At 26.0% G+C, this 14537-nt stretch carries 15 protein-coding genes; 3 read left to right on the plus strand and 12 right to left on the minus strand.

Annotation, left to right across the window (positions count from 1 at the left end; translation table 11 throughout):
* Positions 1–4 precede the first annotated feature (4 nt).
* From AC4FQW_RS11960 to AC4FQW_RS11980, 5 genes are all read right to left on the minus strand, one after another.
* Positions 5–214: a hypothetical protein gene (locus tag AC4FQW_RS11960; RefSeq protein WP_303127255.1), complete on the minus strand. Its 210-nt coding sequence runs from the start codon at positions 212–214 to the stop codon at positions 5–7.
* A 38-nt stretch (positions 215–252) separates the two neighbouring features.
* Positions 253–1212: an alpha/beta hydrolase gene (locus AC4FQW_RS11965; protein ID WP_491149267.1), complete on the minus strand. Its 960-nt coding sequence runs from the start codon at positions 1210–1212 to the stop codon at positions 253–255.
* A 155-nt stretch (positions 1213–1367) separates the two neighbouring features.
* The gene (locus AC4FQW_RS11970) at positions 1368–1535 is read right to left on the minus strand and encodes a (2Fe-2S)-binding protein (protein WP_303127251.1); all 168 of its coding nucleotides are present in this window, start codon (positions 1533–1535) and stop codon (positions 1368–1370) included.
* A 73-nt stretch (positions 1536–1608) separates the two neighbouring features.
* On the minus strand, positions 1609–3312 hold the full coding sequence (locus tag AC4FQW_RS11975; RefSeq protein WP_491149269.1) for an ABC-ATPase domain-containing protein: 1704 nt from the start codon (positions 3310–3312) through the stop codon (positions 1609–1611).
* Positions 3312–3893, minus strand: a complete 582-nt coding sequence (locus AC4FQW_RS11980) for a DUF1836 domain-containing protein (RefSeq protein ID WP_491149271.1) — start codon at positions 3891–3893, stop codon at positions 3312–3314. Before AC4FQW_RS11980 ends, AC4FQW_RS11975 begins: the two co-directional genes overlap by 1 nt.
* Before the next feature lie 214 nt (positions 3894–4107).
* Here AC4FQW_RS11980 and trhA point away from each other — a divergent pair, with 214 nt between their 5' ends.
* Positions 4108–4755, plus strand: a complete 648-nt coding sequence (gene trhA / locus AC4FQW_RS11985) for a PAQR family membrane homeostasis protein TrhA (protein WP_303127245.1) — start codon at positions 4108–4110, stop codon at positions 4753–4755.
* A gap of 22 nt (positions 4756–4777) precedes the next feature.
* Here trhA and ybaK read toward each other — a convergent pair whose 3' ends face one another.
* Entirely contained in the window at positions 4778–5257 is a 480-nt protein-coding gene (gene ybaK / locus AC4FQW_RS11990; RefSeq protein ID WP_368410140.1) for a Cys-tRNA(Pro) deacylase, read from the minus strand.
* A 426-nt stretch (positions 5258–5683) separates the two neighbouring features.
* On the opposite strand from ybaK, the gene AC4FQW_RS11995 reads away from it, so the two are divergent.
* The gene (locus AC4FQW_RS11995; protein ID WP_303127243.1) at positions 5684–7273 is read left to right on the plus strand and encodes an ABC-F family ATP-binding cassette domain-containing protein; all 1590 of its coding nucleotides are present in this window, start codon (positions 5684–5686) and stop codon (positions 7271–7273) included.
* A 58-nt stretch (positions 7274–7331) separates the two neighbouring features.
* Here the strand turns inward: AC4FQW_RS11995 and AC4FQW_RS12000 are convergent, their stop codons facing one another.
* Positions 7332–8117, minus strand: coding sequence for an HAD-IIB family hydrolase (locus AC4FQW_RS12000; protein WP_303127241.1), 786 nt, complete (start codon positions 8115–8117; stop codon positions 7332–7334).
* A 71-nt stretch (positions 8118–8188) separates the two neighbouring features.
* A complete protein-coding gene (locus AC4FQW_RS12005) occupies positions 8189–9943 on the minus strand; it encodes a ferredoxin hydrogenase (RefSeq protein ID WP_491149274.1) in 1755 nt (584 codons plus the stop codon).
* Between the two features lie 277 nt (positions 9944–10220).
* Between AC4FQW_RS12005 and AC4FQW_RS12010 the strand changes: the two genes are divergently transcribed.
* A complete protein-coding gene (locus tag AC4FQW_RS12010; protein WP_491149276.1) occupies positions 10221–11111 on the plus strand; it encodes a phosphatidylserine decarboxylase in 891 nt (296 codons plus the stop codon).
* A 20-nt stretch (positions 11112–11131) separates the two neighbouring features.
* Here AC4FQW_RS12010 and AC4FQW_RS12015 read toward each other — a convergent pair whose 3' ends face one another.
* The 4 genes from AC4FQW_RS12015 to AC4FQW_RS12030 form a co-directional block, all read right to left on the minus strand.
* The gene (locus AC4FQW_RS12015) at positions 11132–12253 is read right to left on the minus strand and encodes a Card1-like endonuclease domain-containing protein (protein ID WP_303127235.1); all 1122 of its coding nucleotides are present in this window, start codon (positions 12251–12253) and stop codon (positions 11132–11134) included.
* A 161-nt stretch (positions 12254–12414) separates the two neighbouring features.
* Positions 12415–12882, minus strand: a complete 468-nt coding sequence (gene pssE, locus AC4FQW_RS12020) for a PssE/Cps14G family polysaccharide biosynthesis glycosyltransferase (RefSeq protein ID WP_303127233.1) — start codon at positions 12880–12882, stop codon at positions 12415–12417.
* 1 nt (position 12883) lies between these two features.
* A complete protein-coding gene (pssD, locus tag AC4FQW_RS12025) occupies positions 12884–13354 on the minus strand; it encodes a PssD/Cps14F family polysaccharide biosynthesis glycosyltransferase (RefSeq protein ID WP_303127231.1) in 471 nt (156 codons plus the stop codon).
* Positions 13355–13363: 9 nt separating this feature from the next.
* Entirely contained in the window at positions 13364–14515 is a 1152-nt protein-coding gene (locus AC4FQW_RS12030) for a CDP-glycerol glycerophosphotransferase family protein (protein WP_491149280.1), read from the minus strand.
* Positions 14516–14537 lie beyond the last annotated feature (22 nt).

Consider the following 14537-nt stretch of genomic DNA (forward strand, 5'->3'; position numbering starts at 1 on the left):
AAAATTATTTTTTTCTTTTATTTACTGATTTCCTATAAATATATATTCCATATATCATAACTGCAATTAAAGCTATTATATTTTTGATTTGATCTGAAAATGTACTTTTTCCTGAATAAATATCAAAAAATATAATTCCTCCACATAAAACTTCTCCTATAATTGCTACTACTAAAGTTATTTTAGCTATTAACTCTTTATTTTTTAATTTCAAGTTCATTACTCCCCATTCTTTATATTTTATTTAACTTATTAAATATTTTTATCAATAAACTCCCTTACTGTTTCCCAGTATTTTTTAGGATTAACTGTAGCTGCTTTAGCATGTCCAGCTCCTTTTATTACTAACTTTTCTTTTTTACAATTAGTAGCACTATAAACTTTATCTAACATATAAAAAGGAACAAAATCATCCTTATCTCCATGAATAAATAAAATAGGAACCTTTGCTTTTGCCAATTGTTTAACTGATGATGCAGCTCCTAGAAAGTACCCTGCTCTAATTTTACATACTAAACTTGCCACGTTCATAAAAGGAATTGGTGGTAACTTAAATAAAACTTTTAATTCATATGCAAATTGATCCCAAACTGAAGTATAACCACAATCTTCTATTATCAATTTTAAGTTGCTTGGAAGTTCTTCTCCAGATGTCATCATAACTGTTGCTCCACCCATTGATATTCCATGTAATATTGTTATATTATCTCTTTCATTTTCATTTAAAAAATTAATCCAACTAATTATATCTAATCTATCATCCCAACCCATTCCTATATAATCACCTTGACTCATTCCATGACCTCTTAAATCTGGAACTAATAAATTGTATCCCATTTCATAAAAATGTTTTGCAAAATTAGACATAAGTTTTCCTTCACTCGTATATCCATGAACTGTTATAACCCACTTATTTGTATCATTTTTATTTTTAATCTTATATCCATGAAGCTTTAACCCATCATATGAATTAATATAAATATCTTCATAATTTGAGTCATTTAAAAACCACTTTAAATCTTCTTTTGCATTTTCACCACTTGTTTTATCTTTTGTTAATTTTTCTTCATTTTTTTCATCTTTAGAATTAAAAATAATATCTTTTGATACTTTAGGATTTATAGCTAAATTATAAAATTTATTGCCTATAAAAATTAATCCAATAATTATTAAAAAAATTACTATAAAGCATATGATAATTAAACTTTTCATAATTCTTTCCTCCTTATACCTTTTAGTTCTATATTGATATTATATGATAATAAAATTAGAAACTAAATTTAAAAGTGTGAAATATAATAAATTTTACTAAATGTTTTATTTATAAAAATAAAGTATCTAGCATTAATGCTAGATACTTTATTAAACTACTTATTTTCATCTATTAATCTTTGAATTTCATCTTGGCAACTACCACATATAGTGCCAGCTCCTGTTGCTTCACCAACTTCTTCAACAGTATGTGCACCATTTTTTATTGCTTCAATTATAGTGTCATCTGTTATTCCAAGACATGTACATATAACATCACTCATTATAATCTCTCCTTTTCTTACATATCATAAATATTATTTACAAAATTTATGTTAAATATAACTAAATACTTTATTATTTAATTTTAAGCTTTCTATATCTATTAAAAGCTGCCATTATTTCCTGTCTTCTTGGCATAGCCAAATTGCAAGCTCCACCTTTTGAATTATTAATTGATATTAATCCTTTTTCTTTTATTCTATTTAATATCTTATCTGTAACCTCTTTTAAAGTTGAATTATTATCAATAGCATTATCCTCTGCCCATTTCATTATATATCCTATTGAGGTTACTTGCTCTTTATCAACTATTTGTTCAACTGCCCTTAAATTTATATCTTCTTTATTTATGCTAATTCCATCAGTTCCTAAGGTTTTAATTTTAACTCCTTTAGGTCCATTTTGTATTATTCCCTTTAAAATTTTTCTATCAAAATCTATTTTAATACTTAAATCATTATTTTCAATCCTTTTAAGTATTAATCCTTTTGCAAGTTCATTGGCTCTTAAAGTTACATCCTTTGGTTCATAACAATCCATTTGAATTACTGAATCTGCTATATCAAAATAATCTCCTGAACTACCCACAACTATTATTGTTGATATTTGCTTTTGCTCATATATCCCTTTAACTAATTCTATAAATGGTGTTATAGGTTCTTCTTCATTAGAAACTAATTTTTGCATTATATCATCCCTAATCATAAAATTAGTAGCTGATGTATCCTCATCTATAAGTAATAACTTACTATCACTTTCTATTGCTTCAACGATATTAGCAGCTTGTGATGTACTACCACTAGCATTCTCACTAATAAATTTTGTAGTATTTTTTCCATTTGGAAGATTATTTATAAATAATGATATATCATCTTTTACTATAGACCTTCCGTCTTCTGCTCTAACTTTCATAGCGCTATTGTCAGTTATTACATATTCTCTTCCATCACCCTCAATATGATTGTATACTCCAAGCTCTAAAGCATTTAAAAGTGTCGATTTACCATGATAACCACCACCAACTATTAAAGATATACCTTTTTTTATTCCCATCCCCTTTATTAACCCTTTGTTAGGCAAATTAATTTCTACTTCTAATTCCTTAGGTGATATAAAGCTTTTTGCTGACTTTAAAGGTTTAGTTGATATTCCACTTTCCCTTGGAAGTATAGACCCATTACCAACAAAAGCTACTAAATTTAATCTTTTTAATTCTTTTCTTATAAATTGTTGATCACATACAAGCTCAACTCTTTTTGTAAGTTTTTCTTTATTTAATCTTTCATACTTTAAACTATTTTCAACTATATTTGGTAAAAAATCATAAATTATCTTATAAAGTTCCTTACCAAGTACAGTTCTTCCTCTAGCAGGAAAACCAATTTCAAATCTTACTTCTATTTTTTCTTTATCTATAATAACTGCTGTTCTATCTAAAATTTCTTGTGGACATTTGCTAATACTTATAATTCCACTCTTACCAGAACCCATAACCCTTTCTCCAAATTTATTTATGCATTGATTAAAAACTCTAGCAACAAAATCCTGAACAGCTATTTTTTTATGATATTCATTAAATAACTCATATGGTATTTTATTAATATTTTTATTCATACTCACTCTAATTCTTGATGGTGAAGCAAAAGGGTCTCCCTGAACATGATCTATAAATAAAATATAATCATCAAAATCATAATTTCCTTCTAAAGTTTTATATGCTTTATATCCTCTACCATCTATACTATTTATAAGATTTTTTAAATCACTTGCACCTTTCATTACTTATCATTCTCCTCTTTAACAAAAAACTCATCAATAAGTTTTTCACTTAATCTTCTATACATATTACTCATATTTACCATAGAACATAATAATAAAAACTTTTCTTCAAAATCGTTATTTCCTTTTACATTTTTTTTAACCATTGTTTCTTTCTTTATAACATCTTCTCTAAAACTATCTATATCGCTATTGTACTGATTTAAATAATTTTCATATATATTTCTTAAATTTAATCTTTCTTCATCATTAAAGTTTTCTACTATATTAGTTATAGATGTTTTTATATCAGTTAATGATAATGCGCCTTTTAAGTTATATATAAAGCTCATAAGTATTAAGTGCTCTTTTGAATATTTTTTATTTTTTATAGGCATAAGAAGTTTACCTTTAGCATAGTTATTTATCATTGTTTTCGTAAGTACTTTATCATCTTCATTTCTTTTTGTTTCGTTATACTTTCCTTCAAAAAGTTGTATTACTTGATCCATATATAAATCTATTTCAGGTATATCATTTAATTTTATATTATTCTCTAAGTGTAATTCATCTATTAATTTATTTAATTCTTTAAATTCCATCTTGTTTCTCCTAATGTAGTTTCAAAAACTATATATTAAAATGTCCATATTTTTATAATAATAGTATTTATAAGATAATTCAATATTATTAAAGGAAATTAAGTGTTAATTTTAAAATTTAAGTAAATAATAACTTTGACCAAACACAAAATAAAAACATATAATAATATTATAACATGTAGTTTTAAAAACTACTTTATTAAAGGAGGTATTTATGTATAAATATTTAAGAGAACCATTAAATGGTTTAACACATATTATTGGTGCTGGTCTTTCATTAATTGGACTAATAGCATTAATAATAAAAGCTATTATTACAAATAGCAGCCTAATGACCATAGTTTCTGTAATTTTATTTGGTGTTAGTATGATTTTACTTTATTCTGCCTCTGCAACATATCACTCTGTAATTTCAACTGAAAAGGTTATATATACATTAAAAAAATTAGATCACTCAATGATTTTTGTTCTTATTACTGGGTCTTATGCTCCATTTTGCTTAATCGCACTTAATAATAAAGTCGGATTTATTCTTTTTGGAGCTGTTTTAATTTCAGCAATACTTGGAATTATATTTAAAATGTTTTGGGTCACTTGTCCTAAATGGGTATCAAGCGTTATGTATATAGCAATAGGTTGGTTTGCTATCTTTGCGATTTATCCATTATCACAAGTATTAATTCCAAAAGCTTTATTTTTATTAGTTCTAGGTGGAATTATGTATACAATAGGTGGTATAATCTATGCTTTTAAAGATAATAAATTTCAAATAGGTCAATTTGGAACTCATGAAATATTCCATATATTTATTATGCTAGGAACTTTATGTCATTTTCTTGCAGTATTTTTATATGTAATTTAAAAGGACTACAAACTTGTAGTCCTTATTTTATTAAATCTTTAAATTCAACTTTTATAGCTTTTTCTATATCATTAGGATTCATTTCTATTTGAAGCCCAATTTTTCCTCCACTAAAAACAATTTTTTCAAGTTCTAATGCTTCTTGTTGAAAAAAAGTCTTATATTGTTTTTTCATTCCTATAGGAGAACAACCTCCTCTTATGTATCCTGTAAGCTTATTTATATCTTTTACATGTATCATTTCAACTTTCTTTTCTCCACATGCCTTTGCACATTTTTTTAAATCTAACTCTTCTAATACAGGAATAACAAAAACATACAATTCTTTTGAATTTCCAACAGTAACTAATGTTTTATAAACTGTTTTAGGGTCTTGACCTGTTTTCTCTGCGACAGCAGCTCCATCTATATGTCCATCTGATGCATCATACGTTAATGCATTATACTCTATTTTATTTTTATCTAAAATTCTCATCGCGTTAGTTTTTTGCATTTTTTGCATTTTATTTACTCTCCTTCTTTAATCTAAATTTATATTTTATATTATAACACTGTATTTTTAGTTATTAATAAATACTTTTCATGTGATAATACTCTATAAATTTTTAAATAAACAAAGAACCACATAGTATAAAACTATGTGGCTAAATATATAAAATCCGAACAAGTCATACGCTATATTAACCTTTTATAAAGTTAATGAATCTCATGACCATTCTCCAACCTACAACTTTAATTATAAGATAATTTTATCATTTCTATAAAAACATTGTCAATAATATTTATCCATTTCTTCCATTTGCTTTAACGCTTTATTTTTACTTGCTTTAAAGCATTTTACATAAGTAATATTTTATTATAGTATTTATTTGAATTTATATGTTATAATAGGCAAATAAATATATTTATGAAATGAGGTAGAATAAGATTGATAACTGTATCAAATGTTAGTTTAAGATATGGTGGACGTAAACTTTTTGAAGACGTTAATTTAAAGTTCACTGCTGGAAATTGTTATGGTGTAATTGGAGCTAATGGTGCCGGTAAAAGTACATTTTTAAAAATCCTTGCTGGAGAAGTTGAACCAAATACGGGAGATGTATCAATTGCTCCTAATACAAGAATGTCTGTTTTAAAACAAGATCACTATCAATATGATGAATTTGAAGTTTTAGAAACAGTTATAATGGGTAATGAAAGACTTTACCAAATAATGAAGGAAAAAGATGCTCTATATGCTAAACCTGATTTTACTGATGAAGATGGAATCAAAGCATCAGAACTTGAAGGGGAATTTGCTGAACTTAATGGATGGGAAGCTGAAGCTGAAGCGTCATCATTACTTCAAGGACTTGGAATAGGAACTGATATGCACTATAAAAAAGTTTCTGAATTAACTGGTGGAGAAAAAGTTAAGGTTCTTTTAGCGCAAGCTTTATTCGGTAATCCTGGAATACTTATACTTGACGAGCCTACAAACCACTTAGATATTAAATCAATCAATTGGCTTGAAGAATTCTTAATAAACTTTGAAGGAACTGTCATTGTTGTATCCCATGATAGACACTTCTTAAATAAAGTTTGTACTAATATAGCTGATGTTGACTTTGGTAAAATTAAAATATTTACTGGTAACTATGATTTCTGGTATCAATCAAGTCAATTAGCTCTTCAAATGGCTAAAGAACAAAATAAGAAAAAAGAAGATAAAATTAAAGAACTTCAAGACTTTATTGCTAGATTTAGTGCTAATGCATCAAAATCAAAACAAGCAACTTCAAGAAAAAAATTATTAGATAAAATTACTTTAGATGATATTCAACCATCAACTAGAAGATATCCATTTGTTGGATTTAAACCTGAAAGAGAAGTGGGTAATGATATATTAATAGTTGAAAACTTATCAAAAACTATAGATGGAGTTAAAGTTTTAGATAACGTAAGCTTTAGAGTTAATAAAGATGATAAAATTGCTTTAGTTGGAAGCAACGAAATAGCTATTACAACATTATTTAAAATAATAAATGGTGAAATGGAGCCAGATAGTGGTTCATACAAATGGGGAATAACTATTTCAACAGCATACTTCCCTAAAGATAACTCAGAATTCTTCAACGATTGCCATCTTTCATTAGTAGATTGGCTTAGACAGTTCTCTGAAGAGAAATCCGAAAGCTACATAAGAGGATTCCTTGGAAGAATGTTATTCTCAGGTGAAGAAGCTCTTAAAGAAGCTTCTGTTTTATCTGGAGGAGAAAAGGTTAGATGTATGTTATCTAGAATGATGCTTTCAAATGCTAATGTATTAATGCTAGATCAACCTACAAACCACTTAGACCTTGAATCAATAACAGCTGTAAATAATGGTCTTAAAGATTATAAGAGTGTATTATTATTTGCATCTCATGACCATGAGTTTATACAAACTATTGCAAATAGAATAATAGATATTAAAGAAGATGGTTCTATAGTTGATAGAGTAATGTCTTATGACGAATACTTAGATACTATGAATTAATTAAATTTAACAACATTAAAAAGTTAGTGCATTAATTTATGCACTAACTTTATTATTATTATTTTATTATGTAATCTACTATTTCATGAACATAATCTATATGATTTTTTGCATACGCCTTAACACCATCTTCTGCTCTATTAAATGTATAACTATTATTTGTTATTTCAAACATAGATACATCATTAAACGAATCTCCTACAGTATATATATCATCAAAGTTTTTATTTTCTAATTTTAAAACTTCTTTTAATCCATTTCCCTTAGATGATCCTTTAGAAACTATATCAATAAAAAATTGATTTCTAAATATACCAAGCTCATCACCAAACATATCTACTAATCTAGACTTTATTTTTTCAGCTCTTTCTATAGATCCATCTGCTGCAAATACACTCAAAATTAATGCTCCACTTTTTAAATTTAATATATCTTCCTTTTTAGCTACTTCAACTTTAAATTCTTCAAACATTTCAATATTTTCTAAATCAGTATTTTTATTATCTATTAAGTTCATTCCATTTCCATTGTCAAAATAAATTACTGTTTGTTCTTCATCTGAAAATTCTTCTATAATCTTTTTAACATTATCAAAATTAATCATACTATTTTTTATTATATTTTTATCCTTATCTAGTATTAAAGCTCCATTACATAAAACTAAATAATCAAATTCTAAATCATATTTATCAAATACTTCTTCCATACCTAAAAGTGTTCTACCTGTAGATACAATAAATTTATGACCCTTTTTACGTAAAGTTTTTATTCCTTCAAGATCTCTCTTGTGTATTTCCTTATCAACCAATAATGTTCCATCAAAATCACTTGCTAATAACTTCATAAATTCCTCCCTAAATAAAAAAATGTATCTCATACTTAATATAGCATGAGATACATTTTTATTATATAGTATTATACAATTTCTTCTGAAGATTTATCTTTTCTCTTATATTTTAAGTGTAATAACTCATGAGCTCTTCCATGTCCAGGTTCTCCCATATACGTTTCATACATCTTTAATAAAGCTTCATTTTCATGTGACTTTCTCTTCTTGAAGTTTTTATCTTGATTATATAAAACTGAAGCTCTTACGGCTTTTACATTTATCTTTTCTCTATTTTCAGCACTTACGTGTGGTTGACCACCACCATCTACACATCCTCCTGGACATGCCATAACTTCTATAAAGTGATAGTCTTTATTATTCATTCTTCCACTTTCCATGAATTCATAAAGGTTTGCTGAACCATTAACTACTGCTACATTATAATCTTTTCCACCTATATTTACTGTAGCTTCTTTTATTCCATCTAAACCTCTTACTGCATGGTATTCTATTTCTTCTAAACTTTTCTTTTCAACGAAGTCTTTAGCTGTTCTTATTGCAGCTTCCATAACTCCACCAGTTGCTCCAAATATAGCTCCTGCACCAGTGTATTCTCCCATTGCAGGATCTTGAACTCCATCTTCTAACTTAGCAAAGTTTATCTTTCTTGCCTTTATCATTCTAGCTAATTCTCTTGTAGTTATAACAGCATCAATATTTCTTAATCCGTTATTTTCCATCTCTGGTCTATCAGCTTCATACTTTTTAGCTGTACACGGCATTACAGTAACTGTAAATACATTTTTAGGATCAATATCTGCTATTTCTGGATAATATGTTTTTGTTGCAGCACCAAATATTTGTTGTGGTGACTTAGCTGATGATAAATTATCTATAAACTCTGGATAACTATTTTCTACTTGTCTAACCCAAGCAGGACAACATGATGTAAGCATTGGGAATGGCCCACCAGCTTGTATTCTTTGAATAAGTTCTGTAGCTTCTTCCATTATAGTCATATCTGCACCAAAGTTTATATCAAATACTTTATCAAATCCTAATTCTCTTAATGCAGTGTATAATTTGCCTGTTACATCTACTCCGTAACCCATATTGAATAATTCACCCATTGCTGTTCTTACAGCTGGAGCCATAGCAACTATTACGTGTTTTTCTGGATCAGCTAAAGCTTCTTCAACTCTTTCAATATGTGACTTTTCTTCTAATGCAGCTACCGGACATGCAGCAACACATTGTCCGCATAATAAACAATTTGTTTCATCAAAACACTTATTATCTGTTGGAGCTACCATTCTTGTTCCATCTATGTTTGTTATTTTTATAGCTTCTGTACCTGATTTTGATTTACAAGCAGCTTGACATCTTCCACAAAGTACACATTTTGTTCTATCTATAGTTATTGATTTACTTCTTTCATCAATATATTCACTCTTATCTTTTGGTAAAAAAGGTGTTGTAGCTCTTCCTTTGCTCTTTATAACTAATTTTAAAAGTTCACAAGTTTCTCTTCTTGAACATTGTCCACACTTAAATTCGTGTTTATTTAATAAAGTAGAAACTCTTGACTTAACTCTTTCTTGAACTTTTTCAGTATTTGTTCTTACAACCATTCCATCTTCAACTTTTGTAATACAAGCTAAAGCAAGATTTGGTTTTCCTTCTATTTCAACAGCACATACTCCACACTTACCTATATTTGAACATTCTTTTAAGTAACAAAGTGTCGCTATATCATTTATGCCATTTTGTCTTGCAGCATCTATTATAGTAGTACCTTCTGCAACTTGGATTTCCTTGTCATTAATAATTAATCTTTTCATCCTTAAAAACGTACCTCCATTAACTTAAATTTAAACCCTCTCAAAACTAAAAAGTTATAATTTTAACTAATCGAATTATATATATTTAAAATTATTAAAAATAATCTTTAAAATTTAATCACTATTTGATTTTAACCTATTCTATACATAATATCAATTGCTTGTTAATATGTTATAATTTTCAAACTACTTCAACTTGCATTAAGTATTACTTTACTCTATACTTTTATTATATTTGTTAAGAAAATTTTTATAAAATTTCACAGAGGAGTAAAATATGATACTTGTATACAATAGAACTACAAAATCATACGAAGAAGAAAAAGTTGCCGGAATAAAATATTTAGAATGGTGCTATCAATCCCCTTCTGGAAGACGTATTACAGAACTTATTGTCAAAAAGAAAATTTGTTCAAAATTATATGGTTTTTTTTGCGATTCAAAATTAAGTAAAAAGAAAATACCTCAATTTATAGATAATTTTAATATAAATATGAGCATGTATTCTAAAGCACCTAAAGAATTTAAAAACTTTAATGACTTTTTTGCTAGGGAAGTTATCCCTACTGCAAGACCTATCCCATCAAATGATAATTTGTTAATGTCTCCTGTTGATGGAAGATTACTTGCTTATGATAATATAAACATGAATAAATTAGTTCAAGTAAAAGGAATAACTTATAGTCTTAAAGAACTAATAGGAGATTCTGAAATAGCAAAAAATTATGATAATGGAATTTGTTTAATTTTTAGATTATGTCCTACTGATTATCATAGATATCATTTTGTTGATTCAGGCATACCACTTAAAAATCATAAGATAAAAGGGAATTACTATTCTGTAAATCCTATAGCAGTTGATAAAATACCTAAACTTTTCTGCCAAAATAAACGTGAATGGTCAATTTTTAAATCTGATCATTTTGATAATATACTTTATGTAGAAGTAGGTGCAACATGTGTTGGTAGCATAATTCAATCTTATAAAGAAAACAAAAAAGTAAATAAAGGTGATGAAAAAGGCTACTTTAAATTTGGTGGTTCAACAGTAATTTTATTTCTAAAAAAAGATACAGTTAAAATTGATAGTGATATACTAAAACAAACACAATTAGGTTATGAAACTAAAGTTTATATGGGTGAGTCAATCGGTAAAAAAATAAAGTAACTAGATAATATCTAGTTACTTTATTTTTTATTTATTATAAATTCTAAATCTTTTTTAAATTTATTTAAATCTTTGTCTAGTATTACAATATTTATATCCATTTCTTTAGCTCTATCAAATATAGATGTTTTTATTGGTCTTTTTGTTGCAACAAGTATTTTCTTGGTGTTTTCTCCACCTAATTTATCGCTATATACTTTTAATTCATTTAGTGTATTTTCATCGTATTTTGAACTATCCTTACATGATATTACAACCATTATAGAGTCTTTTACCGCAACGACATCTAATTCATTTTTTATATTTCCTTTTGGCTCATTCCACAAAAAAACTACGCCACTTTTTACATCATCAATTGTACTTATTTCTTTTACTACACTTTCTGTTAGTATTTCAAGCCAAGTTCCACTTTTAAATATAAATGCTTTTAATTTATCATTTAAAAAAATTACATCTATACTATTATCATTATTTTCTCTTACTTTTATTAAATTTAATTTTTTAAATTTATCAATTATATTTAATAAAAGCTTTTTTTCGTTACTATCTAATTTATATAAATTAACTTTTACTAATTGAGGATTATTATAATCATGTTCAAATAAAGATGTATCATATAATTTTTGCTTATACTTATGCCACAAGTCAATATTTTTATGTATTATTTTTGTAAAATCTATTATATTATTATCTTTATTTATTTTACACTCATAAGATATTATATTATTTCCATTAGCCTCAATTATATCATCTACATCTAAATCTGCTAATTCTTCCTCTATTAACTCTACTCCATTCTTAAACCAATACTCTCTTTTATTTGATATATCAACATATACAGATTCTATATTGTATTCAATACATTTAATTAAATATTTTAGAGCATCGAGAGTATTATCTATAGTTAAATTTAAAACTTCCTTACCTGTATTATCTATTAAGTTGATATCCTTTTTATTTATTATTTCTATATGCATATCTTTATTATATTGTTTATAAATGTTTATTAATTTATCTATCTTTTCATTTTCATAGTTAGAATCTATTATTATTTTTATATTATTAAATTTATATTTTTTAAACAATATTAAACTACTTTCATTATGTTCACCAAATATAGTGATTAAAGTGTTTTTTGCCATAGTGTTTCTCCTTATATAATTAATAGTTCCTCAACTTATAATTATCAAATTATTTAATACAAATAAATAATTCATTTATATATTAGTTTTACTTATATAAAAAATTTTATACGAAATGAAAAATACACGTAACTTTAAAATTGTTACGTGTATCTTTTATATTAAATATTATCTATTGTTTCTGTTAAAAAATTTATAAGTCTACTATTATCAAAGATATATGGTCTTAATTCAATTTTCTTATAGTTTTCTATAAATTCTTTTAAAGAATCATAATCTGTACAATTCATTGTATAACCTTCTTTTGAAAGCTTATTGCATATTTCTAATTGATGGTCATCATTATGCTCATTATATTTAGAAAGTCTTGGCATTGTTATAACCTTCTTTTTATGCCTTAATGCAGTAAGTATAGATCCAACCCCGCCATGAGTTATTACTAATGTACTTTCCTTAATATATTTATTAAAATCATTTTGATCTAGAAAAGGAATTACCTTGTATTTGTTAGATGTAAAATTAGTATTTCCTGATTGTATTATTACTTCTTCTTTTATATCCATATCTTCTAAATATTGAAGTAATCTTTTAAACTCTAATTCATGAGTTCCTAAAATAACAAATATCATATTAATACAAATCTCCTCTATATATAGAATTATCATAAACTTTAGTCATTTCTTCATGCTGAACTAAAAATACATCAGCAATTTTATTTATCATATTTCCTGACATACTTTTTGATTCTACCCTAGCAAATGTTTCAATAAATATTATTTTCTTTTTAAATAGCTTTGCAATGTAGCACATAGGAACTGCTGTATGTGCACCTGTTGTAACTACTACATCTGGTTTTATTTTAAAATACAAAAATAATGATTTTAATATATTGTATGGAAACTTAAACATATAACTTAACATATAGTTTCTAGCTCCATAAACTAAATAATCTATTCTATCTCCATATTCATTTTTTAACTTTAATGTAGTATCATTCTTTTCTGTAATTATGTGATAATCATATCTATTAAATATTTTTTTTAATTGCATAAGTTCCGATAAATGTCCACCAGTTGATGATATAAACAATACTTTTTTCACTTTAATCACCTAATTTTCCTTTTTCAAAATTATCTTATCAACGAACCTTTTTGATGATAACCCATCAACATAATCAAAAAACTTATTTTTAAAAGCTCTAATTTTTTCGTAATCACAAGTATCATTATTTAATACTTCTATTAATTCATCAGTATTTTTAACTATAGGACCCGGCACAAAACTTTCATATGGATAATAAAAATCTCTTTCATGTTCATATGAGTCTAAATCATCTGCAAAAAATATCATAGGTCTTTCTAATAATGAATATTCAAAAACTATTGATGAATAATCAGTTATAAGTAAATCTGTCATTATAAGTATATCGTTTATTGCTCCATAATCTGATAAATCAATTATTCTGTCATTATCTATATTAATTGAATCTTTTACAAATGGATGCATTTTTAATGCTAATACATATCCTTCAGGCAAATCATTTACTACTCTTTCAACATCAAAATTTATATCCATCTTGGCATCAGATTGACTATTTCCCCTAAATGTTGGTGCATACAAAACTATATTTTTTCCCTTAATGTTAGGATACTTGCTATAAACCCTTTCTTTAGCATCCTTTTTCATCTCTTTATTAAAGAATATATCAGTTCTTGGTATTCCTAATGGATCTATGTTATTTTCACTCATATTAAATGCCTCTGCATAATATTTAGCTACTTCCTTTGAACTAACTAATACATGTGAATAATTACTATGAATAGGAATATATTTCACATAATTATTATCTGCACCAAAGTTTTTATCTAATATACTAAATCCAAACTTCTTAAATGCACCACATGCATGCCAAACTTGAATAACTTCAGTATTTTTCCTAAGTTTTTTAACTGTATATACTGGAAAATAAAAATCATCTATCAAAAAATATTCTGAAGTTGCCATATAATATGTTGCTTTCATCATATGAAAAAAATATGTTATTATTCCTTTTATTCCTTTATTAAATTTTTCATAAAGAAATACACATTTATAATCTGTATCTCTACTTTTTATTTCATCATATATATATTTGAAATTACCATTCATAGTATCATTTCTATACGTTGCAAATATTACTCTTTTTTTTACAGGAACTATATAAGAAATATAATATACTACTCTTAAAAGATATTTTAGTATAATTCTTTCTAATGTTTTCATTTATAAAATCCTCACTTTAATA

It is taken from the genome of Clostridium sp. TJA085 (genome assembly GCF_058310235.1).

Bases quoted from the DNA above. Each gene is read 5' to 3' on its own strand.
- ybaK (WP_368410140.1), bottom strand. From the start codon at position 5,257: ATGCAAAAAATGCAAAAAACTAACGCGATGAGAATTTTAGATAAAAAT.
- AC4FQW_RS12030 (WP_491149280.1), bottom strand. From the start codon at position 14,515: ATGAAAACATTAGAAAGAATTATACTAAAATATCTTTTAAGAGTAGTA.
- AC4FQW_RS11970 (WP_303127251.1), bottom strand. From the start codon at position 1,535: ATGAGTGATGTTATATGTACATGTCTTGGAATAACAGATGACACTATA.
- AC4FQW_RS11965 (WP_491149267.1), bottom strand. From the start codon at position 1,212: ATGAAAAGTTTAATTATCATATGCTTTATAGTAATTTTTTTAATAATT.
- AC4FQW_RS12005 (WP_491149274.1), bottom strand. From the start codon at position 9,943: ATGAAAAGATTAATTATTAATGACAAGGAAATCCAAGTTGCAGAAGGT.
- pssE (WP_303127233.1), bottom strand. From the start codon at position 12,882: ATGATATTTGTTATTTTAGGAACTCATGAATTAGAGTTTAAAAGATTA.
- AC4FQW_RS11975 (WP_491149269.1), bottom strand. From the start codon at position 3,312: ATGAAAGGTGCAAGTGATTTAAAAAATCTTATAAATAGTATAGATGGT.
- trhA (WP_303127245.1), top strand. From the start codon at position 4,108: ATGTATAAATATTTAAGAGAACCATTAAATGGTTTAACACATATTATT.
- AC4FQW_RS11980 (WP_491149271.1), bottom strand. From the start codon at position 3,893: ATGGAATTTAAAGAATTAAATAAATTAATAGATGAATTACACTTAGAG.
- AC4FQW_RS12010 (WP_491149276.1), top strand. From the start codon at position 10,221: ATGATACTTGTATACAATAGAACTACAAAATCATACGAAGAAGAAAAA.
- AC4FQW_RS12015 (WP_303127235.1), bottom strand. From the start codon at position 12,253: ATGGCAAAAAACACTTTAATCACTATATTTGGTGAACATAATGAAAGT.
- AC4FQW_RS12000 (WP_303127241.1), bottom strand. From the start codon at position 8,117: ATGAAGTTATTAGCAAGTGATTTTGATGGAACATTATTGGTTGATAAG.